Origin of the sequence: Burkholderia cenocepacia (assembly GCF_014211915.1) — a bacterium.
GTDB lineage: Bacteria > Pseudomonadota > Gammaproteobacteria > Burkholderiales > Burkholderiaceae > Burkholderia > Burkholderia orbicola.
Window position 1 is genome coordinate 327,282 of record NZ_CP060040.1, and the last position, 22,121, is coordinate 349,402.

Sequence of the window (22,121 nt, forward strand, 5' to 3'; positions counted from 1 at the left end):
TAGGAAACTACGTGTCCTGTAAATGACGGCTATATCACGTACAAGTCGACGTACTCATCGACCGGCATCGCTTCGAGCTTTGCCTGGTCCAGCGACACGTCGAGAATCGCTTGTTGCTGCTTGGCCGGAAAGCGACGGGCGAGGTTGGTCCTGAACTTCTCGACCAGGAGCGGAACGCCTTCGGCGCGCCGCCGCCGATGGCCGAGCGGATACTCGACCGCCACTTCGGCAAGCTTCGATCCGTCCGTGAACGCGATCGTCAGCGCATTCGCGATCGATCGCTTGTCCGGATCGTGGTAATCCTTCGTGAACTGCGGATCCTCGACGCACACGGTTTTCGCGCGCAGCGCGTCGATGCGCGGGTCCGCCGCGGCCGCGTCTTCATAGTCGGCCGCGGTCAGCCGGCCGAACAGCAGCGGCACGGCGACCATGTACTGGATGCAGTGGTCGCGGTCGGCCGGATTGGCGAGCGGGCCCTGCTTGTCGATGATGCGGATCGCGGCCGCGTGCGTGCGGATCGTGATCCGGCTGATGTCGTCGGTCGTGCGGCCCGCCGCGGCGAGCTGCGCGTGCAGCTGCAGCGCGGCCTCGGCGGCCGTCTGCGCATGAAATTCGGCGGGGAATGCGATCTTGAACAGCACGTTTTCCATCACGTACGTGCCGTACGGGCGCTGGAAGCGGAACGGCTTGCCGTCGAACAGCACGTCGTAGAAGCCCCAGGTTTTGGCGGTGAGCGCCGACGGATAGCCCATTTCACCCGTTTTCGCGATCAGCGCGAGGCGCACCGCGCGGGACGTCGCATCGCCGGCCGCCCACGATTTGCGCGAACCGGTGTTCGGCGCATGGCGGTACGTACGCAGCGCGTGGCCGTCGACGAATGCGTTGGAGACCGCGTTGATCAGCTCGTCGCGCGTGAGCCCGAGCAGGCGCCCGACGACGGCCGTCGATGCGACCTTCACGAGCAGCACGTGGTCGAGCCCGACCGCGTTGAACGAGTTCTCGAGCGCGAGGCAGCCCTGGATCTCGTGGGCCTGGATCATCGCGACCAGCACGTCGCGCATCGCGAGCGGCTTCCGGCCGGCCGCGCGGGCCGTGCGGGAGAGCCAGTCGGCCGTCGCCAGGATCCCGCCGAGGTTGTCGGACGGATGACCCCATTCGGCGGCGAGCCAGGTGTCGTTGAAGTCCAGCCAGCGGATCATCGCGCCGATGTCGAACGCGGCCTGGACGGGATCCAGCTGGAAGGACGTGCCTGGCACCTTCGCGCCGTTCGGCACGATCGTGCCGGGCACGACGGGGCCGAGCAGCTTGGTGCAGGCAGGGTAGGACAGCGCCTCGAGTCCGCATCCGAGCGTGTCGATCAGGCAATGACGCGCCGTCTCCAGCGCGAGCGCGCTGTCGATGCCGGTGTTCAGCACGTAGTCGACGATGTCGACGAGTACCGAATCCGGCGCGGGGCGGACGTTGGAGACCGGGGCGGACATCGAGGGGCCGGGGGGACGCTTAGTTCGCGGCCGGCTTCAGCTCGTTCGACTGCGTCGGCGCTGCGTTGCCCTGTGCCATTTCCGGCGTCACGCATTCGTCCGCGAGACGCTCGCCGCCGTTCGCGTCGGAGAACAGCATCGCCTTGGTCGGGATCACGACCAGCTTGAAGCCGGCTGCCGGATCGTAGAACGTGTCGGCGCCCGTCGTCGTGGCCTGACGCGGCAGCTTGTAGTTCTTCTTCGCCCAGTGAACCGTGACGACCTGGTCGCGCTTCATGTCGCCGGCGAGGTCGAACGACAGGCCTTCCTTACAGGCCCACTTGACCGCGCCGTCCGGTACCGGATCGACCTTGGCGGCTGCGCGCGCCTGCGCCTTCTTGCTGCGCGGGATGATGCGCTTGGCCGGCGCCGGGCGCTTGGCCGTGGCCTTCTTCGCGGTCGTGGTGGCCGTACCCTGGGCAAACGCGCTCGGAGCCGACACCAGCATCGTGGCGGACAAGGCGCCGATGGCGGTAGCGATCAGGAGTTTCTTCATGGAGTCAGAACCTTTCGATAATCAGTTGACAAGGGCCGGCAATCGAAACTGCCGGCCGGGTTGAAACTGCACGCGCCCCGAAAGCGCGCAGCGGCCGCTATTTTCACCTATTTGGCCGCGCATATATCAGGTTTTCGGGCTCCGTTACGTTTTTTGTCGTTTCGCAAACCTCTGTCCGGCTTGCGTCCCGGCGAATGCATGAAACGCGTGTATCGGCCGGCGGCGCGCCCTCAAGGCGCGGCGCCCGCGGCGGCCGGGCCGAACAGCGGCGCGGCCTCGTCCGGTACGGGCTGGCCGGTGGCCCGCGCACGGCGCAGCACCGACCAGTAATAACGGTAACTCGCGCGATCGTGCAGCGTATCATCGTGGCGCGTCGGGCCCCAGTCGGCGGCCTGCGCGGCGAGCAGGATCTCGGCGGCCAGCGTGACTTCGTCGGTGCGCGGCGCGAAGGCGTCGACGATCGGGCGGATCTGCGCGGGATGGATGCTCCACATCCGCGTGAAAGCGAATTCGTCGCGCGCGCGGCGTGCATCGCCGGCGACGACGCCCATGTCGCGCACCTCGGTCGTCACGTTGTGCGACGGCGTCTTGCCGTGCGCATGACAGGCCGCGGCGATTTCCAGCTTCGCGCGGCGCACGAGCGGGTGGTCGAACTGGCCGGGCGAGCGCATCGCGGAATCGGGGATCGCGCCGTGGTGCGCGGAGACGAAATCCATCAGCCCGAAGCTCAGTGTGCCGACCGTTGGCAGTGCGGCGAGAGCGGCCGCCTGCGCGAGCGCGCCGTGCGTCTCGATCAGCACGTCGACCGGGATCGGCTGCGCGATGCCCAGTTCGCGGCGCGTGCCTTCGATGAACGCGGTCATTTCGGCCGCGTCGGCGGCGTTCGCGATCTTCGGCAGCGTGATGTAGGCGGGTGCGCGCGACGCACGCAGCACGATGCGCACGTCGTCGCGCCAGTGCGGGTGGGAAAAGTCGTGGATACGGACGCCGACGCGGCCGAAGCGGTTCTCGGCGCTGCCGAGCAGGTCGGCGACGAGCGCCGCGTGGGCGGCTTCCTGGCCGACGGTCGCACCGTCCTCGCAGTCGAGCGTGAGGTCGAACACCGGGCCCAGCTCGGCCTGCAGCGCGAGCGACTTGCGCATCAGCTTCTCGCTGCCCGCGTAGTGATCGCAGCAGGGCAGGATCGCGGGCGGGGACGCCCCGTCGTACAGCACTTGTGCAGGAGTGAGCGCGGCCATCTCGTCTACGTCAGGGGAGCGTGTCAACGTGGAGAAAATCGGATTCGGGCAGGTTCTGGGCCGGTGCGCGGCGGGCGCGGGGCGGCAAAACGTGCGCGGATCGGATCGGCCGGCACGGGCCGGCGGCATGCCGGCCCGTGCCGCAGCCGGGCGCCCCGAAGGCCGCCCGGCACGATGCGTGATGCTTAGTTCTTCAGCAGGTGGGCGACGCCATCGCGCTCTTCGAGCAGCTCGGCCAGCGTGCCGTCCATCTTCTCGCGCGAGAACGCGTCGATTTCCAGGCCTTCGACGCGCTTGTATTCGCCGTTTTCGCAGGTGACCGGCACGCCGTAGATGATGTCTTCGGGAATGCCGTACGAGCCGTCCGACGGGATGCCCATCGTGACCCACTTGCCGTTCGTACCGAGCACCCAGTCACGGACGTGGTCGATCGCCGCGTTGGCTGCCGACGCCGCCGACGACAGGCCGCGCGCTTCGATGATCGCCGCGCCGCGCTTGCCGACGGTCGGGATGAACGTGTCGCGGTTCCACACGTCGTCGTTGATCAGCTTCAGCAGCGATTCGCCTTCGGCCGTCGCGAAGCGGAAATCCGGGTACATCGTCGGCGAGTGGTTGCCCCACACGGCGAGCTTCTCGATCGACGCGACCGGCTTGCCCGACTTCGCGGCGAGCTGCGACAGCGCGCGGTTGTGGTCGAGGCGCAGCATCGCCGTGAAGTTCTTCTTCGGCAGATCCGGCGCCGACTTCATCGCGATGTACGCGTTCGTGTTCGCCGGGTTGCCGACGACCAGCACCTTCACGTCGCGGCTCGCGACTTCGTTCAGCGCAGCGCCCTGAACCGTGAAGATTTCGGCGTTTGCCGACAGCAGGTCCTTGCGCTCCATGCCCTTCGAGCGCGGACGTGCGCCGACCAGCAGCGCGACGTCTGCATCCTTGAATGCAACCTTCGGATCGTCGGTGATCACGACGCCGGCGAGCAGCGGGAACGCGCAGTCGTCGAGTTCCATCACGACGCCCTTGACGGCGCCTTGGGCTTGCGGGAGGTCGAGCAGTTGCAGGATGACCGGCTGGTCCTTGCCGAGCAGGTCGCCGTTCGCGATGCGGAACAGCAGGGAGTAAGCGATTTGACCTGCGGCGCCGGTGACGGCAACGCGCTTTGCGGGCTTAGCCATTGAAAATCTCCAGGACGGGTGAAGCGTTGGACGCGAGCGAAAACGCCATTCTATGCGCGTTGTGCGTAGCGTTGCATTGAAGCAGGGCGGAGGACTCGCGATGGCAGACGCGGTGAACCTGGAGACGGCCGTGGCACGTAGCCGGGGACGCGCTGTTGCACCCGCGAACCCTTGCTCGACCGGGAGTGTAGGAGCCGTCAGGCGCAAAGTCAAACGGTATCATATGTCTTATATAAGACAGATGTTTTGCGGAAATTGAGTGGACGGAAAAGTGCGGTTTGTGATGAAATGCGCGCCATGACATCGAACCAGGCGAACACCGCGAATCAGACCGGCGCAGGCGGCCCAGGGCAGCCGGGCGCGGGCGATCCCGCAGCCTCGCCCGCGGCCTCCGCGTCGCCGACGTTCAGCCCGTTATACCAGCAGATCAAGTCATTGATCACGCAAAGTCTCGAATCCGGCGAATGGAAGCCGGGCGAGATCATCCCCAGCGAAGTGGAGCTCGCGGCCCGATACAAGGTCAGCCAGGGCACCGTGCGCAAGGCGATCGACGAACTGGCCGCCGAAAACCTCGTGGTCCGGCGGCAGGGCAAGGGCACTTTTGTTGCAACGCACAATGAGGATCGCGCGCAGTTCCGCTTCCTGCGTCTCCTGGCCGATGACGGTGCCGAGCACCCGCACGTGAGCCGCCTGCTCGAATGCCGGCGCCTGCGTGCGCCGGCGGAGATCGCGCGGCAGCTCGACCTGAAGCCCGCCGATCCCGTCGTGCAGGTGCGCCGCCTGCTGGAATTCGACAGCGAAGTGACGGTGCTCGACGAGATCTGGCTGCCGGGCGCGATGTTCCGCGGGCTCACGTTCGAGCGGCTGAGCGAGTACAAGGGGCCGCTCTACGCGATGTTCGAGACGGAGTTCGGTACGCGGATGATCCGCGCGACGGAGAAGATCCGCGCGGTGGCGGCGGACCCGGCGGTGGCCGATCTGCTGCACGTGCCGGCGGGGTTCCCGTTGCTGTCGGTCGAGCGCGTGTCCTATACGTACGGGGACCGGCCGGTGGAAGTGCGTCGCGGCTGGTATGTCACAACCGGGTACTACTATCAGAATGACTTGAGCTGACGACGTTCGGCTCAGCCGCGTGCATTCGCGTTTCCCACGCTCGCGAAGCACGTTTCGGGCCGCCTTTGTTCTTGTTCGCGCAATTATCCAGAGCAGACTTTCGCTGCAGCGCGATATAAAAAGGCGCTAAAATCGCGGATTAGTGTGACAACATAGTAGGGGTCTAGCATGACTGACGCAGTAAGAAAGCCGAGGCCGGAATACCGGAACATCGGAATCGGCGACATCACGTTGAAATATCGCATGCCGCTGGCCGCGATATTGTCGATTCTCCATCGTATCAGCGGCGCGCTGCTGTTCCTGTTCCTGCCGTTCCTGCTGTTCCTCTTCGACCAGAGCCTCACCTCCGAGCTCAGCTTCGAAGTCTTCAAGGCTTTCCTCTCCAACATCGTCGTCAAGCTGATCGTCCTCGCGTTGTCGTGGGCCTTCTTCCACCATTTCTGCGCCGGCATTCGCCACCTGCTGATGGACGTCAACCACGACGCCGTCACGAAGGAAGGCGGCAAGCGGACGGCAGTCGTCGTCTTTGTCGTCTCGATCGCGCTGACGATCGCCATGGCACTCAAACTGTTCGGAGCATTCTAAGAAAATGGCAGCCAACAACCGAATCGGCTCGAAGCGCCTCGTCGTCGGCGCACACTACGGCCTGCGCGACTGGCTCGCGCAGCGCGTCACCGCCACGATCATGGCGGTCTACACGGTCATTCTGCTCGTCCTGTTCTTCGGCGCGCACGATTTTTCGTACGAAGGCTGGGCATCGATCTTCGCCGCGCAATGGATGAAGCTCGCGACCTTCGTGATGCTGCTTTCCCTCTTCTACCACGCATGGGTCGGCGTGCGCGACATCTGGATGGACTACGTGAAGCCCGTCGGTGTGCGCCTGCTGCTGCAATCGCTGACCATCGTCTGGCTGCTCGCATGTGCGGGCTACGCCGCGCAGATTCTCTGGAGAGTGTAAAGAATGGCTGCAATCAAAACTTCCCTCCCGCGCCGCAAGTTCGACGTCGTGATCGTCGGCGCAGGCGGCTCCGGCTTGCGCGCAGCGCTGCAACTGTCGCGCGCGGGCCTGTCGGTCGGCGTGCTGTCGAAGGTGTTCCCGACGCGTTCGCACACGGTGGCCGCGCAGGGCGGTATCGGCGCGTCGCTCGGCAACATGAGCGAAGACAACTGGCACTACCACTTCTACGACACGATCAAGGGCTCCGACTGGCTCGGCGACCAGGACGCGATCGAGTTCATGTGCCGTGAAGCGCCGAACGTCGTGTACGAACTCGAGCACTTCGGCATGCCGTTCGACCGCAACGCGGACGGCACGATCTACCAGCGCCCGTTCGGCGGCCATACCGCGAACTACGGCGAGAAGCCGGTCCAGCGCGCTTGCGCGGCCGCCGACCGTACCGGTCACGCGCTGCTGCACACGCTGTACCAGCAGAACGTCGAAGCGAAGACGCAGTTCTTCGTCGAATGGATGGCGCTCGACCTGATCCGCGACGCGGACGGCGACGTACTCGGCGTGACGGCCCTCGAGATGGAGACGGGCGACGTCTACATCATGGAAGGCAAGACCACGCTGTTCGCGACGGGCGGCGCAGGCCGGATCTTCGCGGCATCGACGAACGCGTTCATCAACACCGGCGACGGCCTCGGCATGGCGGCGCGCTCGGGCATCGCGTTGCAGGACATGGAGTTCTGGCAGTTCCACCCGACCGGCGTGGCCGGCGCGGGCGTGCTGATCACCGAAGGCGTGCGCGGCGAAGGCGGTATCCTGCGCAACGCGAACGGCGAGCGCTTCATGGAGCGCTACGCGCCGACGCTGAAGGATCTGGCGCCGCGTGACTTCGTGTCGCGTTCGATGGACCAGGAAATCAAGGAAGGTCGCGGCGTCGGTCCGAACAAGGATCACGTGCTGCTCGACCTGTCGCACATCGGCGCCGAGACGATCATGAAGCGTCTGCCGTCGATCCGCGAAATCGCGCTGAAGTTCGCGAACGTCGACGCGATCAAGGAACCGATCCCGGTCGTCCCGACGATCCACTACCAGATGGGCGGCATCCCGACCAACATCCACGGTCAGGTCGTCGGCACGTCGCGCGATCACAAGGAACCGGTCAACGGCTTCTACGCAGTGGGCGAATGCTCGTGCGTGTCGGTGCACGGCGCGAATCGTCTGGGCACGAACTCGCTGCTGGACCTCGTGGTGTTCGGCCGTGCGGCCGGCAACCACATCGTCGAGCACGTGAAGAACCAGAAGGAACACAAGCCGCTGCCGGCTGACGCAGGCGAATTCTCGCTGGCGCGCCTGGCGAAGCTCGAGAAGTCGAGCTCGGGCGAGTACACGCAGGACGTCGCGAACGACATCCGCGCGACGATGCAGAAGCATGCAGGCGTGTTCCGCACGTCGGCGCTGCTGAAGGAAGGCGTCGCTCAGATGGCCGACCTGAAGGCGCGCGTGGAAAACATCCACCTGAAGGACAAGTCGAAGGTGTTCAACACCGCGCGCGTCGAAGCGCTCGAACTGGAGAACCTGATCGAAGTGGCTCGCGCCACGATGGTGTCGGCCGAAGCGCGCAAGGAAAGCCGCGGTGCACACGCACACAGCGACTACGAACACCGCGACGACGACAACTGGCTGCGCCACACGCTGTGGTACAGCGAAGGCGATCGCCTCGACTACAAGCCGGTTCAAATGAAGCCGCTGACGGTCGAATCCGTGCCGCCGAAGCCGCGCACGTTCTAAGCCGAGTCAAAGGGAATCCGAAATGGCAAAACGCATTTTTGAAGTCTACCGCTACGATCCGGACAAGGACGCAGCGCCGCGCATGCAGACGTACGAGCTCGAGATCCAGCATGAACGCATGCTGCTCGACGCGCTGGTCAAGCTGAAGGCACTGGACGAGACGCTGTCGTTCCGCCGCTCGTGCCGTGAAGGCGTGTGCGGTTCGGACGCGATGAACATCAACGGCAAGAACGGTCTCGCGTGCCTGACGAACCTGAACGACCTGCCGCAGAAGATCGTGCTGCGTCCGCTGCCGGGCCTGCCGGTCGTGCGCGACCTGATCGTCGACATGACGCACTTCTTCAACCAGTACCACTCGATCAAGCCGTACCTGATCAACGACGCGCCGCCGCCGGAGAAGGAACGCCTCCAGTCGCCGGAAGAGCGCGACGAGCTCGACGGCGTGTACGAGTGCATTCTGTGCGCGAGCTGCTCGACGTCGTGCCCGAGCTTCTGGTGGAACCCGGACAAGTTCGTCGGCCCGGCCGGCCTGCTGCAGGCTTACCGCTTCATCGCGGACAGCCGCGACACCGCCACCGGCGAGCGTCTCGACAACCTGGAAGACCCGTACCGTCTGTTCCGTTGCCACACGATCATGAACTGCGTCGACGTTTGCCCGAAGGGCCTGAACCCGACGAAGGCGATCGGCAAGATCAAGGAACTGATGGTTCGTCGCGCGGTATAAAGATTGATGAGCGACGATTCGCATCAATCCGACCCGCACCGCCGCGCGCGCCTTCGCTGGCGCGCGCGACGGGGTCTGCTGGAGAACGACATCGTTTTCGAACGGTTCTTCGGCAGATACGAGCATGACCTCACCGATGCAGACGTAGGCGCGTTGTCGCGCCTGCTCGATCTGAGCGACAACGACCTGATGGACTTGCTCCTCGCGCGCAAGGAACCAGAGGGCGACCTAGACAGCCCGGACATTCACCGGCTGTTGGAGATGCTGCGCAACGTGTAACGCCAAGGTGTAACGCGCTGTGCCCGTTATCGAATCCCGTTTCTTTATTTCGATTGAGGATGTGCCATGACTCCGTCTGATGTTAAAGCCACGCTATCGTTCAGCGACAACTCGCCGAGCGTCGAACTGCCGATCTACAAGGGCACGATGGGCCCGGACGTGATCGACATCCGCAAGCTGTACGGCCAGACCGGCAAGTTCACTTACGACCCGGGCTTCATGTCGACGGCAGCTTGTAATTCGGCGATCACGTACATCGACGGCGACAAGGGCGAACTGCTGTATCGCGGCTACCCGATCGACAACCTCGCGCAAAACGCGGACTTCCTCGAAAGCTGCTACCTGCTGCTGAAGGGCGAACTGCCGAACGCCGCACAGAAGAAGGAATTCGTCGACACCGTCACGAAGCACACGATGGTGCACGAGCAGATGCACTTCTTCTTCCGCGGCTTCCGTCGCGACGCGCACCCGATGGCGATCCTGGTCGCCGCAGTCGGCGCGCTGTCCGCGTTCTACCACGACTCGCTCGACATCAACGACCCGCGTCACCGCGAAGTGTCGGCGATCCGCATGATCGCGAAGCTGCCGACGCTCGTCGCGATGGCGTACAAGTACAGCATCGGCCAGCCGTTCGTGTATCCGAAGAACTCGCTGTCGTACAGCGCGAACTTCATGCACATGATGTTCTCGAACCCGTGCGAAGAGTACAAGGTCAACGACGTGCTCGTCCGCGCGCTCGACCGTATCCTGATCCTGCACGCCGATCACGAGCAGAACGCATCGACGTCGACGGTCCGCCTGGCCGGTTCGTCGGGCGCGAACCCGTTCGCGTGTATCGCGGCCGGTATCGCGTGTCTGTGGGGCCCGGCGCACGGTGGTGCGAACGAAGCCGCGCTGAACATGCTCGAGCAGATCGGTTCGCCGGACAACATCCCCGAATTCATCAAGCAGGTGAAGGACAAGAATTCGGGCGTGAAGCTGATGGGCTTCGGCCACCGCGTGTACAAGAACTACGATCCGCGTGCGAAGCTGATGCGCGAAACGTGTTACGAAGTGCTGAACGAACTTGGCCTGCACGACGACCCGCTGTTCAAGCTCGCGATGCAGCTCGAGAAGATCGCGCTGGAAGACGAATACTTCGTGTCGCGCAAGCTGTATCCGAACGTCGACTTCTACTCGGGTATCGTCCAGCGCGCGCTGGGCATCCCGACGTCGATGTTCACGTGTATCTTCGCGATGGCACGTACGGTCGGCTGGATCGCACAGTGGAACGAAATGATCGCGGATCCGGAACAGAAGATCGGCCGTCCGCGTCAGCTTTTCGTCGGCGATACGCCGCGCGAAGCGAAGCCGATCGACGCACGTTAAGCCGTGTGCGGCGCGAACGGCCGGCAGGCCGCTCGCGTCCGGCAATCGCCACGCCACGACACCCCGACGGGTCAGCCCGTCGGGGTGTTTTCATTTGGGCGGCGACGTTGGCCCGATCCGGCGCGGTGCTCCAGTGACGGCGGCCGTGTGTCGAGCGCGGGCGCATCGTCGTCGGGCGCATGGCCGTGCTGCTTGAAGAACTGCCGGTACGCGCCGGGCGTCGTGCCGCGCGCGGCGAGGAACTGGCGATTGAAGTTCGCGGTATTCGGAATGCCGCAGCGCGCGGCCACAGTCGCGATCGGCCAGTCGGTGCCGACGAGATGGCGGCACGCGTGCGCGAGCCGCAGCCGCTGCACGTAGCGGCCGACGCTTTCGCCGAGATGCCGGACGAACAGCCGTTGCAGTGTGCGTTCGGACAAGTGCGCGACAGCGGCGAGGGCATCGATGCGCAGCGGTTCGTGGAAATGCCGGTCGATCGCGTCGAGCACACGGTCGAGGCGTTCGGCTTCGGGGGCGGCCGGGTCGGCGGGCGACGGCGCGCCGTGGGCCCGGTCGTACGCCTGCGCGGTGGCGAGCGGTTCGCCGCCTGTTTCCGCGAGATCGGCAAGCGTGTCGAGCGTGGCCGCGAGCCGCACGCGCGGCGACGGATCGAGCAACCGCGGCAGTCGCGCGCGCATCGCGCGGGCCGTCTCCACGTCGAAGTGCAGGCCCGGCACCGCACGCCGCAACAGCGAGCGCAGCGGCGCGTATTCGGGACAGCAGTCGGCCAGCCGCCGCACCCAGTCTCCGTCGAACCAGACGACGAGCGCGACCTCGGGCGCGTCGCGATCGATGCGCGCGTTCGACGACCACGTATGCGGCAGGTTCGGCGGCACGAGCACGAGATCATCGTCCGCGTAACGCGCGACGTGGTCGCCGATGAAGCGCTGGCCGCGGCTGTTGAGCGTCAGCGTCAGCTCGTACTCGGGGTGGCGATGCCATTCGAACGGAATGCGCGCGAGCTGGCGGTGATAGACGCGGATGGAGCAGCCGGACGCAAACGTCACGTGCTCGTATTGCGGTTTCATCGCGGCCTCCGTTGGGGCAGGCAGCGCGTCGTGGCATGATCGGGAGCGATCGTCACCACGGAGCGATGCCATGTTTTCACATGTTTGCGTGGGCGTCAGCGATACGGCGCGCGCCTACGATTTCTACGCGCCGCTGTTCGCGGAACTCGGGCTGCGCCTGAAATTCCGCGAGCCGGACGGCTGGTCGGGCTGGATGCCGGCAGACGCCGAGCGGCCGCTGTTCTTCTTCGGCAAGCCACTCGACGGCCATCCGCCGGAGCCGGGCAACGGCCGCACGATCGCATTCGATGCGCCGACCCGCGCGCACGTCGATCGCTGCCACGCGCTCGCGCTACGGCAGGGCGGCACCTGTGAAGGGCCGCCGGGCCTGCGGCCGCACTATCACCGCGACTACTACGGCGCTTACTTCCGCGATCCGGACGGCAACAAGCTCTGCGTGGTCTGCCATCGTCCAGAGTGACACGCGATTGTCAGGATTGTATTGATCATTGACCGGATAGTGGTGATGGCGACCACGTGCCGGCCGTACGCTGACAGCACATCACGACATGCTTCAGCGAGGAGGAGACGATGCACCTGACGATTGACGATCTGCCCGCCGCGATTCGCGCGGCGAAACGGGCGCTGCGCGCCGACCTGCCCGGTTACACCGCCACGTTCCGCGAAGTGGAGGGCGACATCGCACGGCAGGTCGACGCGATCCGTCGCGCGCACGCGCACGGCCAGGGCGTGATTCCGGTCGTGCCGTTCGCGGATATCGCGAGTGGGCGGGTCGATCCGCACGCGATGGCCGCGATCCGCACGCATGGCGCGGTGGTGATTCGCGGCGTGTTCGATACGCGGCAGGCGCGCGACTGGAACGACGAGATCGGCGCGTATCTGGAGGCGAACCGTTTCACCGAGCGGCTGCATGCACGCGCGGAAGACCGCTATTTCGGCAATCTCGCGTCGGGCAAGCCGCAGATTTACGGCGTCTACTGGTCGAAGCCGCAGGTGGCCGCGCGCCAGTCGCCGGCGCTGACGCAGGCGCGGGTGTTCCTGAACCGTCTGTGGCGGCATGCGGACGGCGCGCGCACCCATTTCGATCCCGATCAGGTGCCCGCGTACGCGGACCGGATTCGCCGCCGGCCGCCCGGTTCGACGTCGCTCGGGCTGTCGCCGCATGTCGACGGCGGCTCCGTCGAGCGCTGGCTCGGCGCGAATTTTCGCCAGGTCTATCGCCACGTGCTGGCCGGCCGCTGGCGCGACTACGATCCGTTCGATGCGGCGTTCCGCCCCGACGTCGAGGAAATTCCGTCGCCGGCCGTGTGTTCGATGTTCCGCACGTTCCAGGGCTGGACCGCGCTGACGCCGCAAGGGCCCGGCGACGGCACGCTGCAGCTGATTCCGGTCGCGAATGCGATGGCCTATGTCGTGCTGCGCGCGCTGCAGGACGACGTCGCCGACGACGACCTGTGCGGCGCGCGCCCCGGCCGCGCGCTGTCGATCCGCCAGGAATGGCACGCACTGCTGCTCGACGCGCTCGTGCCGATCCCGCACATGGAGCCGGGCGACGCGGTGTTCTGGCACGGCGACGTCGTGCATGCGGTCGAGGATGCGCATCGCGGCAGCGGCGACAGCAACGTGATGTACATCGCGGCCGCGCCTGGCTGCGCGAAGAACGATGCGTACCTGCAACGCCAGCGTGCGGCGTTCCTGCGCGGCGACAGCCCGCCCGATTTCCCGGCCGATCATTTCGAGGTCGATTTCGACGGGCGCGCGCAGGCGGGTGAACTCACGGCGCTCGGCCGTGCGCAGATGGGGTTCGAGCCCGACGCGTAAAGCGTGTGAGGCGGGCGAAAACCGCCGTTCGCGAGAGGGCGGGCGGCCGGTCTGCCGAATCCGCTGCGTGACGCGCGCAATTCGACGCAATCGGCTGTCGGCGCCGCCGAAATCGACGCGAATTGCGCAATTTGGCTTCCGATAATGGTCCGGACACAACGCCGCCGGCCCGTGCGCCGCACGGGTGCGGCAGACCATGGAGGAGTCGATGCAATTCACGCAAGCGATCGTTCGCCGCCCCGCGCCGTCCTGCGGCGCGGGTCTGACCACCGCCGAACTCGGCGCGCCCGATTACGACAAGACGCTCACGCAGTTCCACGCATACTGCGACGCGCTGCGCGCGCTCGGCGTCGAGCTGACCGAACTGCCGCCGCTGGATGCGTTTCCCGATTCGCACTTCGTCGAGGACGTCGCGGTCGTCACGCCCGAATTCGCGGTGATCACGCGCCCCGGCGCGCCTGCGCGGCGCGGCGAGACCGTTCATATCGAAGCGGCGCTCGCCGCGCATCGCGACCTGCTGCCGATGCAGCAAGGCCGACTCGACGGCGGCGACGTGATGCAGGTCGGCAAGCGCTTCTTCATCGGCCTGACGAGCCGCACCGACGCGGAAGGCATCGCCGCGTTCGAGTCGCTGGTGTCGCGCCACGGCTACTCGGTCGTCGCGGTGCCGGTCGGCGCCGGCCTGCACCTGAAATCGGTCGTCAACGCGCTCGGCGACGACACGCTGCTCGTGACCGACGCACTGGCCGCGCATCCGGCGTTCGCCGACTATCGCCGGATCGCGATCTCGGCCGCCGACGAATACGCGGGCAACACGCTGCGCGTAAACGGCACGCTTATCACGCCGGCCGGTTACCCGCGCGTGCATGACGCGATCGCGTCGCTCGGGTTGCCGCTGCACGTGATCGACACGAGCGAATTCCGCAAGATGGACGGCGGCCTGACCTGCCTGTCGCTGCGGTTCTAGCCGATTGGCGCGCGGCCGCTTCGGCCGGATAATGTGGCCCCGCGCGGAACGGCAGGCGTTGCGCGCACCAGCCACGACCCGACCGGAGCGAACGCGGATGACCGACAAGAAGATGCAGCTCGACAAGATCGATCTCCGGATCCTCGACATCCTGCGTACCGACGGGCGAATGTCCTACCGGAAGCTGTCGGAACTCGTGAACCTCACGCCGCGGCCATGCCAGGCGCGCGTGGAGCGGCTCGAGGCGCTCGGCGTGATCGAAGGGTATCGCGCGGTGATCAAGGCGCCGCGCACGACCAAGCCGATCGTCGTGATCGCGCAGATCGTGCTGGCCGATCACGGGCGTTCGCAGGCGCCGTTCGAAGAGGAAATGCGCGCGAATCCGGCCGTGCTCGACTGCTGGCTCGTCAGCGGCACGTTCGATTTTCTCGTGCGGCTCGCGTGCGAGGATCTCGACGAGTACCGGCGGATCGCGAACGTGTGGCTGGAAAGCCCGCGGTTCCGGATCGAGAAGATCGTGACGACGGCCGAACTGCAGGCGATCAAGCGCAGTGTCGTGTGATGCGACCGGCCCGGCAGGGCCGGTTTCGATGCGAATGACCGGGGCAATCGATTTGCATTCCAAATCAAATCGGCTGGCCGGACCACAATCAGGGTGAACACTATGGATGCCATGCAAGCGGCGGCGGAGACGGCCGCGCCGTCCGGGACGACGCTGAAGCGCCGTCTGCAGGGCCGCCACATCGCGATGATCGCGATCGGCGGTTCGATCGGCACGGGGCTGTTCGTCGCGTCGGGCGCGTCGGTCGCGCAGGCGGGGCCGGGCGGGGCGATCGCCGCGTATCTCGCGATCGGGATCATGGTCTACTTCGTCGTCACGGGGCTCGGCGAGATGGCCGCACTGATGCCGGTATCGGGCTCGTTCGCGATCTACGGCGAGAAGTACGTCGACGAAGGCTTCGGCGTCGCGCTGGGCTGGACCTACTGGTACAGCTGGGCGGTGACGATCGCGATCGAGCTGGTCGCCGCGCAGATCGTGATGCGCTACTGGTTTCCGTCGGTGCCGGGCGTGTGGTGGGGCGCGGGCTTCCTCGTGCTGGTCTTCCTGCTCAATACGCTGTCGGTGCGCGGCTTCGGCGAATCGGAATACTGGTTCTCGCTGATCAAGGTCGTCACCGTGATCGCGTTCATCGCGGCCGGGCTGCTGATCGCGGCCGGCGTGCTGGGCGACGGGCATACCGGCAGCGGGTATGCCGGCACCGGGCATACCGTCGGCTGGCGCAACTTCACGACCGGCGACGCGCCGTTCGTCGGCGGCGTGCACGCGATGATGAGCGTCGCGCTGATCGCGGGCTTCTCGTTCCTCGGCACCGAGCTGGTCGGCATCACGGCCGGCGAATCGGAAAACCCGCGCAAGACGATTCCGCGCGCGGTGAAGCAGATCTTCTGGCGGATCATGCTGTTCTACGTGCTCGCGATCTTCGTGATCGGCCTGCTCGTGCCGTACACCGATCCGAACCTGCTGAAGAGCGACGTGACCGATGTCGGCGTGAGCCCGTTTACGCTGGTGTTCAGCCACGCGGGGTTCCCGCTCGCCGCCGGCGCGATGAATCTGGTGATCCTGACGGCCGTGTTGTCGGCCGGCAATTCCGGCACCTACGCGGCGACGCGGATGCTGTACAACCTCGCGTCGGAAGGGCGCGCGCCGGCGATGTTCGCGACGCTGTCGCCGGGCGGCGTGCCGCGCAACGCGCTGTACGCGACGATGGCCGTCGGCGGGTTGTGCTTCCTCACGTCGCTGACCAACAACCAGCGCATCTATCTGTGGCTGCTGAATACGGTCGGCATCACCGGCTTCATCGCGTGGCTCGGCATTGCGGTCTGCCATTACCGGTTCCGCAAGGGATTCCTGAAGCAGGGCTATCGGCTCGATCAGCTGCCGTATCGCGCGAAATGGTTTCCGTTCGGGCCGTTGTTCGCGATCGCGATCTGCATCGTCATTTCGCTCGGCCAGGATTACCAGGCGTTTTTCGCGGCACGCATCGACTGGATGGAAGTGCTGTCGATCTATGTGTGGATTCCGCTGTTCGTCGCGATCTGGTGGGCGTATCGCCGCGCGCGCAAGAGCCGGCTCGTGCGCTACGAGGAGATGGACATCGGGCCGTGGCTCACGCGCTCGGTCGAGGCCGTCGACGCGGCCGCCGCGCAGCACGGGCAGCCGCATTGATCCTGCGTGAAATCCGCCCGCGCGCGCACTTTCCGCGGTACGTGCCCGGCCGTTACTTGTCCAGCTCCGGATAGTGCCGGAAGATCCCCATGTCGTTGAACGGGATGCGGCGTTCCGACTCGAGGTAGCGCGCGACCGGCGGATGCTGCGCGACGCGATCGTGCAGCGCGACCAGCGCCGCGACCTTGCGCTCCGCGCGCTTCATCGCTTTCGGGAACGCGTAGCGCAGGCCCTCGATCAACTGGAACATCGTCAGGTCCGCATAGGTGAGCGCGCTGCCGGCGATATAGCCGCTCTTGTGGGGATTCTGTTCGAGCAGGCGATCGAAGTAGCCGAGGAATTTCGGCAGCCGGTTCTCGAGGAAATCGGCGGCGCGCTCGGCTGCTTCCGCTTGCTGGTCCTCGTAGTAGAGGCCGCTGCCGATCGGATGGTGGGTGTCGTGGATCTCGGTGACGAAATCGGCGGCGGTCAGCTGGATCTGGTGCACCCACAGCCGGCCGGCTTCGTCGTCAGGCGCGAGCCCGAGCCGCGCGCCGAGAAACAGCAGGATGTTCGCGGTCTGCCCGACGACCACGTCGCCGGCCTTCAGGAACGGCGGCGCGAACGGCACGCATTCGGCCTTCGCGCTGTCCATCATGCGCATCATGGCCGACACGCCCATTCCGCGCCCCGATTCGCGCGCGACGTCGACGTAATCGGCCTCGGCCGCCTCGAGCGCGAGCCGCACGTATTCGCCGCGGCCCTGGATCTCGGGCCAGTAATAGAGTTCGTATTGCATGCAAGTCTCCTGTCCGGTCGATGCGCCGGGATGCACGCATCGCGATGGCGGGGAGGGCGGCAGCACGCCGCCCGTTGCGAATAGACAGTCTATGAGATCGAGTGCGAAATGCCAGTGGCGCCGCGTGTCATGGGCGGCGTTCGTCGCAGCCATTCGGCCGGTCTCCGGTGAATGACGACCTGCGTCGTGTCGGGGCCACGCATCGTATGCCTGCTGACGGTTCGCATGGCTTGATTCGGAAATGATCATTTCCTATAATGCCGCATGGCTACGAAAATTGCAGCGAACGTTGGCAGGCCGCGAGAGTTCGATATGGATGAAGCGCTGGACGGCTTCATCCGCGTCTTTCGCGAGCGTGGCTATCATGCGACTTCTATCGGCGACCTGTCCCGGGAGACGGGGCTCACCGCCGGCAGTCTTTACAAGGCCTTTGCCGACAAGAACGCCATATTCGTTGCCGCGTTGAACCGGTACATCGATCGGCGCGTAAGCGAGCTCAACATGATCCTTGCCGATGAAAAAAACGGACGGGACAAGGTGCGAGCGCTCCTGCGCTTTTACGCGGACGTCTCGCATGGAGACGAGGGTCGAAAGGGCTGTCTGGTCGTCGCCGGCGCCATTGTTCTGAGTACGCTGGATAGTGAGATCGCCGGTATCGTCCACAAATCGATGCAGAGGATCGAGCGTCTCCTTCGCGATTTGATCAAGCAAGGGCAGGCCGATGGATCCGTCGATGCCGCGCTGAACGCGCAAGCCGCGTCGAGCTGTCTGTTTGCCATGGTGCAGGGGCTTCGAGTGGTGGGGAAGCTCGGCCAGAGCCGGAGCGACATGTCGATGCTGGTTGACGAGGCAATGCGGCTGCTCGACTAAGGTTTCTGCGTTACCGGACCGGTGACTCGATGTGAAATAGCACGCGAAACCGCGCGTGCGCGTGGTCCGGTTTCGCCGAATTGGGAAATGAGTATTTCCGAATGGAATGGCTCCCGCTGCCCCGGGGGGCCATCATCGAGGACAGTCGATTCTGTAGAGAGGACGAACTTATGTACCAGCATCAATCATCCGCGGAGGCGTCGCACTTCGAGGCCGCGCCCTATTTTCGGGAAGACCCGCGGCTCGCCGGCTTTCGTCATCGGTTCGATACGGTAGACGGGGTGCGCCTTCATTTTGTCGAAGGAGGCCGCGCCGACGGCGAGACCATCGTCCTGCTCGCCGGGTTTCCGGAAAGCTGGTACGCGTGGCGGAGAATCATGCCGCTTCTCGCGGACGAATTCAGAATCGTGGCGCCGGATCTTCCCGGACAAGGCGATTCGGATCGTCCACTCGTCGGTTACGACACGCAGACCGTCGCGGCAACGCTTGCGCGCCTGCTGGAGCGGCAAAATATCGCGCGCTTTTACCTGGCCGCTCACGACGTCGGGGCGTGGGTCGCCTATCCGTTTGCCGCGATGTATCCCGATTCAGTGAAGCGATTGGCGTTGCTCGACGCGGGGATACCCGGCATCACGCTGCCCGCCGCACTGCCGATCGAGCCCGGCAACGCATGGCGCACGTGGCACTTCGCATTTCATGCTGTCGCCGACCTGCCGGAGACGTTGATTGCCGGCAAGGAGCGCGAGTATCTCGATTGGTTCTTGCGTCGCAAGGCGGCCAATCCCGAGTCGTTCTCCGACGCGGATGTCGACGAGTATCTCCGGGTGTTCACCCGGGACGGCGGGTTGCGAGCGGGGCTGGCCTTCTACCGGGCCGTGTCGGAGTCGTCGGCGCAGAACCGCAAGCTGCAGGCGCTGGGGAAGCTGAAGATGCCCGTGCTCGCCGTCAGTGCGGATCAGGGATCCATACCCGACATGGCGGGGCCGCTTGAACATGTCGCGGAACAGGTGACGGCTGCGACGATCGCGTATAGCGGGCATTTCATTCCCGAGGAGCAACCGCAGGCGCTGGCGCGCGAGTTGCGCAATTTCTTCCGTTAGCACGCCGCCGCAAGTCGATAGCGATGCCCTGGGCGGCCTGCGGCGGTCGAGAAATCGCGCCGCGCAAGCCAGCATGGGTGCGGCGCACGGATGCGTCGCACGCGTCGCACGCGTGGGCGCGTTTGGCCGGGTTGCGCATCGCTCGCGACAACCTGCGCCAAGTGCGTATGCCGACGGCGCGACTTGTCCGCGTCCGGCCGCCGCGCTTGCCGGGTAATGCTTATCCGGGTATCGCCTGTACCACCCAACTCACTGTTTTTATTCACTTTTTTCGTTATCGTGGTACTCCGCGGGCCGATTTTGCGTGGCATAATCGACCACATCCGCAAGGCTTGTAGTCACAACGACCCCGCATACCCATGGCACAGACTCTCTACGACAAACTGTGGAACACCCACGTGGTCCACACCGAGGAAGACGGCACGACCCTGCTCTACATCGACCGTCAGCTGCTGCATGAAGTCACGAGCCCGCAGGCGTTCGAAGGGCTGAAGATCGCGCAGCGTCCGGTGTGGCGCATCAGCGCGAACCTGGCCGTGTCGGACCACAACGTGCCGACGACGGACCGCAGCCACGGCATCGCCGATCCCGTCTCGAAGCTGCAGGTCGACACGCTCGATTCGAATTGCGACGCATTCGGCATCACGCAGTTCAAGATGAACGACGTGCGCCAGGGCATCGTCCACATCATCGGGCCGGAGCAGGGCGCGACGCTGCCGGGCATGACGATCGTGTGCGGCGATTCGCATACGTCGACGCACGGCGCGTTCGGCGCGCTCGCGCACGGCATCGGCACGTCGGAAGTCGAGCACGTGCTCGCGACGCAGACCCTGCTGCAGAAGAAGAGCAAGAACATGCTCGTGAAGGTCGAGGGCGCACTGCCGCGCGGCTGTACCGCGAAGGACATCGTGCTCGCGATCATCGGCAAGATCGGCACCGCGGGCGGTACGGGCTACGCGATCGAATTCGGCGGCTCGACCATTCGCGCGCTGACGATGGAAGGCCGCATGACCGTCTGCAACATGGCGATCGAGGCCGGCGCGCGCGCAGGCATGGTCGCGGTGGACGACACGACGATCGACTACCTGAAGGGCCGTCCGTTCGTGCCGACCGGCGCGGAATGGGATCAGGCCGTCGAATACTGGCGGCAGTTCAAGTCGGACGACGGCGCGCAGTTCGACCGCGTGGTCGAGCTGAACGCGGCCGAGATCGTTCCGCAGGTCACGTGGGGCACGTCGCCGGAAATGGTCACGTCGATCGACGGTCGCGTGCCCGATCCCGAGCGCGAGAAGGATCCGGTCAAGCGCGACGCGATGGAGCGCGCGCTGGCATACATGGCGCTCGAGCCGAACACGCCGATCGAATCGATCAAGGTCGACAAGATCTTCATCGGCTCGTGCACGAACGCACGGATCGAGGACATCCGCGCGGCCGCGTACGTCGTGAAGAAGCTGAACCGTCGCGTCGCGTCGAACGTGCGGCTCGCGATGGTCGTGCCGGGCTCGGGCCTCGTGAAGGCGCAGGCCGAGCGCGAAGGGCTCGACAAGGTGTTCACCGATGCGGGCTTCGAATGGCGCGAGCCGGGCTGCTCGATGTGCCTCGCGATGAACGCCGACCGGCTCGAGCCGGGCGAGCGCTGCGCGTCGACGTCGAACCGCAACTTCGAAGGCCGGCAGGGCGCGGGCGGTCGCACGCACCTCGTGAGCCCCGCGATGGCGGCGGCCGCGGCGATCGAAGGTCACTTCGTCGACATTCGCCAGCTGGGGTAACACGTGACGGCATCGAAGGTCATCGCGCGGCTGGTTGCCGCGCTGGCGCTGGCGGGGCTGGGCTTCGGCCTCGCGGGGTGCAATACCGTCCGAGGCTTCGGGGAAGACGTCAATGCCGCCGGCAGCGCACTGAAGCGCGCCGCGGAGTGACGTTTCCCGCCGAGAATTTGTCGATGTGCGCCGGCTGAATGCCGGCCCTTCAACCGGATAGACGGATCATGGAAAAATTCACTGTACATACCGGCGTCGTGGCGCCGCTCGATCGCGAGAACGTCGACACCGACGCGATCATCCCGAAGCAGTTCCTGAAGTCGATCAAGCGCACGGGCTTCGGTCCGAACGCATTCGACGAGTGGCGCTATCTCGATCACGGCGAGCCGGGCCAGGACAACTCGAAGCGTCCGCTGAACCCGGACTTCGTGCTGAACCAGCCGCGCTACCAGGGCGCATCGGTGCTGCTTGCACGCAAGAACTTCGGCTGCGGCAGCTCGCGCGAGCACGCGCCGTGGGCGCTGCAGCAGTACGGCTTCCGCGCGATCATCGCGCCGAGCTTCGCCGACATCTTCTTCAACAACTGCTACAAGAACGGGCTGCTGCCGATCGTGCTGACCGAGCAGCAGGTCGATCACCTGTTCAACGAGACGGTGGCGTTCAACGGCTTTCAACTGACGATCGACCTCGACGCGCAGGTCGTGCGCGCGGGCGACGGCCGCGAGTATCCGTTCGAGATCGCCGCGTTCCGCAAGTACTGCCTGCTGAACGGCTTCGACGACATCGGCCTCACGCTGCGCCACGCGGACAAGATCCGCCAGTTCGAAGCCGAGCGGCTCGTGAAGCAGCCGTGGCTCAACACCAAGCTGGTCGGCTGATCGCGC

The 22,121-nt window shown here is 65.5% G+C and carries 23 protein-coding genes; 17 read left to right on the forward strand and 6 right to left on the reverse strand.

What is annotated here, in order from left to right; all coding sequences use genetic code 11:
- Positions 1-29: 29 nt before the first annotated feature.
- The 4 genes from SY91_RS18020 to SY91_RS18035 form a co-directional block, all read right to left on the reverse strand.
- Positions 30-1,481 carry a bifunctional 2-methylcitrate dehydratase/aconitate hydratase gene (locus tag SY91_RS18020; RefSeq protein WP_023474461.1) on the reverse strand — a complete coding sequence of 484 codons (1,452 nt, stop codon included), beginning with the start codon at positions 1,479-1,481 and terminating at the stop codon, positions 30-32.
- Positions 1,482-1,500: 19 nt separating this feature from the next.
- Entirely contained in the window at positions 1,501-2,016 is a 516-nt protein-coding gene (locus SY91_RS18025; protein ID WP_006479359.1) for a hypothetical protein, read from the reverse strand.
- Between the two features lie 230 nt (positions 2,017-2,246).
- Positions 2,247-3,254 carry an HpcH/HpaI aldolase/citrate lyase family protein gene (locus SY91_RS18030; protein WP_023474462.1) on the reverse strand — a complete coding sequence of 336 codons (1,008 nt, stop codon included), beginning with the start codon at positions 3,252-3,254 and terminating at the stop codon, positions 2,247-2,249.
- A 185-nt stretch (positions 3,255-3,439) separates the two neighbouring features.
- The gene (locus SY91_RS18035; protein ID WP_006479357.1) at positions 3,440-4,426 is read right to left on the reverse strand and encodes a malate dehydrogenase; all 987 of its coding nucleotides are present in this window, start codon (positions 4,424-4,426) and stop codon (positions 3,440-3,442) included.
- A 288-nt stretch (positions 4,427-4,714) separates the two neighbouring features.
- On the opposite strand from SY91_RS18035, the gene SY91_RS18040 reads away from it, so the two are divergent.
- From SY91_RS18040 to gltA, 7 genes are all read left to right on the forward strand, one after another.
- Entirely contained in the window at positions 4,715-5,539 is an 825-nt protein-coding gene (locus SY91_RS18040) for a GntR family transcriptional regulator (RefSeq protein WP_006479356.1), read from the forward strand.
- Between the two features lie 168 nt (positions 5,540-5,707).
- Entirely contained in the window at positions 5,708-6,124 is a 417-nt protein-coding gene (gene sdhC / locus SY91_RS18045; protein ID WP_023474464.1) for a succinate dehydrogenase, cytochrome b556 subunit, read from the forward strand.
- Between the two features lie 4 nt (positions 6,125-6,128).
- Positions 6,129-6,497 (forward strand): succinate dehydrogenase, hydrophobic membrane anchor protein, encoded by a 369-nt coding sequence (sdhD, locus tag SY91_RS18050; protein WP_006487767.1) that lies wholly within the window; start codon positions 6,129-6,131, stop codon positions 6,495-6,497.
- 3 nt (positions 6,498-6,500) lie between these two features.
- A complete protein-coding gene (gene sdhA, locus SY91_RS18055; protein ID WP_006479353.1) occupies positions 6,501-8,276 on the forward strand; it encodes a succinate dehydrogenase flavoprotein subunit in 1,776 nt (591 codons plus the stop codon).
- 22 nt (positions 8,277-8,298) lie between these two features.
- Complete coding sequence (locus SY91_RS18060) at positions 8,299-9,000, forward strand: succinate dehydrogenase iron-sulfur subunit (RefSeq protein WP_006479352.1); 702 nt, start codon at positions 8,299-8,301, stop codon at positions 8,998-9,000.
- A 6-nt stretch (positions 9,001-9,006) separates the two neighbouring features.
- On the forward strand, positions 9,007-9,279 hold the full coding sequence (locus SY91_RS18065) for a succinate dehydrogenase assembly factor 2 (RefSeq protein WP_011548107.1): 273 nt from the start codon (positions 9,007-9,009) through the stop codon (positions 9,277-9,279).
- A 66-nt stretch (positions 9,280-9,345) separates the two neighbouring features.
- On the forward strand, positions 9,346-10,647 hold the full coding sequence (gene gltA / locus SY91_RS18070) for a citrate synthase (protein WP_006479350.1): 1,302 nt from the start codon (positions 9,346-9,348) through the stop codon (positions 10,645-10,647).
- 71 nt (positions 10,648-10,718) lie between these two features.
- On the opposite strand, the gene SY91_RS18075 is transcribed toward gltA, so the two are convergent.
- Positions 10,719-11,714 carry a helix-turn-helix domain-containing protein gene (locus SY91_RS18075; protein WP_023474465.1) on the reverse strand — a complete coding sequence of 332 codons (996 nt, stop codon included), beginning with the start codon at positions 11,712-11,714 and terminating at the stop codon, positions 10,719-10,721.
- Positions 11,715-11,784: 70 nt separating this feature from the next.
- On the opposite strand from SY91_RS18075, the gene SY91_RS18080 reads away from it, so the two are divergent.
- The 5 genes from SY91_RS18080 to SY91_RS18100 all read left to right on the forward strand — a co-directional run bounded on the left by SY91_RS18080 (position 11,785) and on the right by SY91_RS18100 (position 16,729).
- Positions 11,785-12,174 carry a VOC family protein gene (locus SY91_RS18080; protein ID WP_023474466.1) on the forward strand — a complete coding sequence of 130 codons (390 nt, stop codon included), beginning with the start codon at positions 11,785-11,787 and terminating at the stop codon, positions 12,172-12,174.
- A 110-nt stretch (positions 12,175-12,284) separates the two neighbouring features.
- On the forward strand, positions 12,285-13,535 hold the full coding sequence (locus SY91_RS18085) for a DUF1479 domain-containing protein (RefSeq protein WP_023474467.1): 1,251 nt from the start codon (positions 12,285-12,287) through the stop codon (positions 13,533-13,535).
- Between the two features lie 208 nt (positions 13,536-13,743).
- Entirely contained in the window at positions 13,744-14,502 is a 759-nt protein-coding gene (locus tag SY91_RS18090; protein ID WP_023474468.1) for a dimethylarginine dimethylaminohydrolase family protein, read from the forward strand.
- A gap of 97 nt (positions 14,503-14,599) precedes the next feature.
- Positions 14,600-15,064 (forward strand): Lrp/AsnC family transcriptional regulator, encoded by a 465-nt coding sequence (locus tag SY91_RS18095; protein WP_023474469.1) that lies wholly within the window; start codon positions 14,600-14,602, stop codon positions 15,062-15,064.
- Positions 15,065-15,166: 102 nt separating this feature from the next.
- On the forward strand, positions 15,167-16,729 hold the full coding sequence (locus tag SY91_RS18100; RefSeq protein WP_043886333.1) for an amino acid permease: 1,563 nt from the start codon (positions 15,167-15,169) through the stop codon (positions 16,727-16,729).
- Between the two features lie 52 nt (positions 16,730-16,781).
- On the opposite strand, the gene SY91_RS18105 is transcribed toward SY91_RS18100, so the two are convergent.
- On the reverse strand, positions 16,782-17,507 hold the full coding sequence (locus SY91_RS18105; RefSeq protein WP_034174868.1) for a glutathione S-transferase: 726 nt from the start codon (positions 17,505-17,507) through the stop codon (positions 16,782-16,784).
- 264 nt (positions 17,508-17,771) lie between these two features.
- On the opposite strand from SY91_RS18105, the gene SY91_RS18110 reads away from it, so the two are divergent.
- From SY91_RS18110 to leuD, 5 genes are all read left to right on the forward strand, one after another.
- Positions 17,772-18,377, forward strand: a complete 606-nt coding sequence (locus SY91_RS18110) for a TetR/AcrR family transcriptional regulator (protein ID WP_006479342.1) — start codon at positions 17,772-17,774, stop codon at positions 18,375-18,377.
- 170 nt (positions 18,378-18,547) lie between these two features.
- Positions 18,548-19,477 carry an alpha/beta fold hydrolase gene (locus SY91_RS18115; RefSeq protein ID WP_006479341.1) on the forward strand — a complete coding sequence of 310 codons (930 nt, stop codon included), beginning with the start codon at positions 18,548-18,550 and terminating at the stop codon, positions 19,475-19,477.
- A 359-nt stretch (positions 19,478-19,836) separates the two neighbouring features.
- Positions 19,837-21,246, forward strand: coding sequence for a 3-isopropylmalate dehydratase large subunit (leuC, locus tag SY91_RS18120; RefSeq protein ID WP_006479340.1), 1,410 nt, complete (start codon positions 19,837-19,839; stop codon positions 21,244-21,246).
- Positions 21,247-21,249: 3 nt separating this feature from the next.
- Positions 21,250-21,396: an entericidin A/B family lipoprotein gene (locus SY91_RS18125; RefSeq protein ID WP_011548098.1), complete on the forward strand. Its 147-nt coding sequence runs from the start codon at positions 21,250-21,252 to the stop codon at positions 21,394-21,396.
- 68 nt (positions 21,397-21,464) lie between these two features.
- Positions 21,465-22,115 (forward strand): 3-isopropylmalate dehydratase small subunit, encoded by a 651-nt coding sequence (leuD, locus tag SY91_RS18130; RefSeq protein WP_011548097.1) that lies wholly within the window; start codon positions 21,465-21,467, stop codon positions 22,113-22,115.
- The last annotated feature ends 6 nt before the right edge of the window (positions 22,116-22,121 follow it).

Coding starts and splice junctions, on each gene's coding strand:
- SY91_RS18080 (WP_023474466.1), top strand. CDS start 11,785: ATGTTTTCACATGTTTGCGTGGGCGTCAGCGATACGGCGCGCGCCTAC.
- leuD (WP_011548097.1), top strand. CDS start 21,465: ATGGAAAAATTCACTGTACATACCGGCGTCGTGGCGCCGCTCGATCGC.
- SY91_RS18060 (WP_006479352.1), top strand. CDS start 8,299: ATGGCAAAACGCATTTTTGAAGTCTACCGCTACGATCCGGACAAGGAC.
- SY91_RS18100 (WP_043886333.1), top strand. CDS start 15,167: ATGGATGCCATGCAAGCGGCGGCGGAGACGGCCGCGCCGTCCGGGACG.
- SY91_RS18075 (WP_023474465.1), bottom strand. CDS start 11,714: ATGAAACCGCAATACGAGCACGTGACGTTTGCGTCCGGCTGCTCCATC.
- SY91_RS18095 (WP_023474469.1), top strand. CDS start 14,600: ATGACCGACAAGAAGATGCAGCTCGACAAGATCGATCTCCGGATCCTC.
- gltA (WP_006479350.1), top strand. CDS start 9,346: ATGACTCCGTCTGATGTTAAAGCCACGCTATCGTTCAGCGACAACTCG.
- SY91_RS18110 (WP_006479342.1), top strand. CDS start 17,772: ATGGCTACGAAAATTGCAGCGAACGTTGGCAGGCCGCGAGAGTTCGAT.
- sdhD (WP_006487767.1), top strand. CDS start 6,129: ATGGCAGCCAACAACCGAATCGGCTCGAAGCGCCTCGTCGTCGGCGCA.
- SY91_RS18030 (WP_023474462.1), bottom strand. CDS start 3,254: ATGGCCGCGCTCACTCCTGCACAAGTGCTGTACGACGGGGCGTCCCCG.
- SY91_RS18025 (WP_006479359.1), bottom strand. CDS start 2,016: ATGAAGAAACTCCTGATCGCTACCGCCATCGGCGCCTTGTCCGCCACG.
- sdhA (WP_006479353.1), top strand. CDS start 6,501: ATGGCTGCAATCAAAACTTCCCTCCCGCGCCGCAAGTTCGACGTCGTG.
- SY91_RS18040 (WP_006479356.1), top strand. CDS start 4,715: ATGCGCGCCATGACATCGAACCAGGCGAACACCGCGAATCAGACCGGC.
- SY91_RS18020 (WP_023474461.1), bottom strand. CDS start 1,481: ATGTCCGCCCCGGTCTCCAACGTCCGCCCCGCGCCGGATTCGGTACTC.
- SY91_RS18090 (WP_023474468.1), top strand. CDS start 13,744: ATGCAATTCACGCAAGCGATCGTTCGCCGCCCCGCGCCGTCCTGCGGC.
- SY91_RS18115 (WP_006479341.1), top strand. CDS start 18,548: ATGTACCAGCATCAATCATCCGCGGAGGCGTCGCACTTCGAGGCCGCG.
- SY91_RS18105 (WP_034174868.1), bottom strand. CDS start 17,507: ATGCAATACGAACTCTATTACTGGCCCGAGATCCAGGGCCGCGGCGAA.
- leuC (WP_006479340.1), top strand. CDS start 19,837: ATGGCACAGACTCTCTACGACAAACTGTGGAACACCCACGTGGTCCAC.
- sdhC (WP_023474464.1), top strand. CDS start 5,708: ATGACTGACGCAGTAAGAAAGCCGAGGCCGGAATACCGGAACATCGGA.
- SY91_RS18035 (WP_006479357.1), bottom strand. CDS start 4,426: ATGGCTAAGCCCGCAAAGCGCGTTGCCGTCACCGGCGCCGCAGGTCAA.
- SY91_RS18065 (WP_011548107.1), top strand. CDS start 9,007: ATGAGCGACGATTCGCATCAATCCGACCCGCACCGCCGCGCGCGCCTT.
- SY91_RS18085 (WP_023474467.1), top strand. CDS start 12,285: ATGCACCTGACGATTGACGATCTGCCCGCCGCGATTCGCGCGGCGAAA.